The organism is Nostoc sp. CALU 1950 (assembly GCF_051172895.1).
Lineage (GTDB): Bacteria > Cyanobacteriota > Cyanobacteriia > Cyanobacteriales > Nostocaceae > Nostoc > Nostoc edaphicum_A.
In genome coordinates this window covers 1-1,146 of sequence record NZ_JBDNJQ010000384.1, presented here as the reverse complement: position 1 = coordinate 1,146, position 1,146 = coordinate 1, and the positions used below count along the sequence as shown (strand labels likewise).

The 1,146-nt window shown below is 39.3% G+C and carries 3 protein-coding genes; all 3 read left to right on the top strand.

Annotated elements, in window-relative coordinates; genetic code table 11:
• Nucleotides 1-608: hypothetical protein (locus ABF638_RS38060; protein ID WP_435027898.1), on the top strand; the 608-nt coding region annotated here is incomplete at its 5' end.
• 119 nt (nucleotides 609-727) lie between these two features.
• Complete coding sequence (locus tag ABF638_RS38055) at nucleotides 728-943, top strand: hypothetical protein (RefSeq protein ID WP_435027897.1); 216 nt, start codon at nucleotides 728-730, stop codon at nucleotides 941-943.
• A 16-nt stretch (nucleotides 944-959) separates the two neighbouring features.
• Nucleotides 960-1,146 (top strand): hypothetical protein (locus ABF638_RS38050; protein ID WP_435027896.1); only part of this gene is annotated, 187 nt, incomplete at its 3' end.

Below are 1,146 nucleotides of genomic sequence, written 5' to 3'. Positions count from 1 at the left end.
TTATTATGCAAGGGCGCATCACAAAAGTCCTAAATATGAAGCCTCCAGAGATTTTATCCATGTTAGAAGAGGCTGCTGGCACAAGGATGTATGAAATGAAAAAAGATTCTGCTTTGAAGACTTTGGAGAAGAAGCAAAGCAAAGTTGACGAGATAGATAAGCTTCTTGACCAAGAGATTCTTCCTGCTCTTGAGAAGTTAAGGAAGGAAAGGATGCAGTACATGCAGTGGGCCAATGGCAATGCAGAATTGGATCGGTTAAAAAGGTTCTGCATTGCATATGAATATATTCAGGCAGAGAAAGTCCGGGATAACACAGTTAGTGGAGTTCAACAGATTAAATTGAAGATTATGGAGAAAGATGATACCAGTACAAGGTTAAAAGAAGAAATAGAAGAGATGGAGAAGAAGATCTCTCTCTTGACTGCGGAGAAAGAAGCACAATTAGGTGGTGAGTTGCAGACAATTTCAGAAAAAGCAGATTCTTTATCTTGTTCTCTGGTGAAGGAAACTTCTGTTATGAAAAACCAGGAGGAGTTGCTAAAGGCGGAAAAGAAAACTGCTCAAAAGGTGACGAGTAATGGCTGTTTTCAGCATCTGTTGTCATAGTTTTGGTTGATATCTGTCTCTCTCACGTGCAAAGGCATCTATCTCTCTGTATATTGTGTAATATCTTCGTAATTTAGGTTCTAGCAGGTTTAAATATAGTGCTAATGCTTTGACAGATTGTGAAGAATATAAAAGACATCAAAAAATCAATAGGTGAGAGGGATTCTGCTGTCCAAAAAGCTGAGGATGGTGCAGCTGATCTTAAAGAGAAAGTTGCAAATCTGGCTAAGAATTTGGAAGATATTGAGAGAGAATACCAGGTATGCTCATTATGCGTGGAGTTTTTAGATATAATCTCACTGGTTGCTTGTCTTATCTTTACACTCAATATCTAAGCACTATTGGTAGGGTGTGTTAGCTGGTAAAAGCAGTGGGAATGAAGATAAATGCCTTGAAGATCAGTTAAGGGATGCCAAAGCTGCGGTTGGGGATGCTGAAACTGAACTAAAACAATTGAAAACTAAAATGAGTCACTCTGAGAAGGAGCTGAAAGAAAAAAGGGGGCAGCTGAACTCAAAGCGTGATGAGGCTGCTTCTG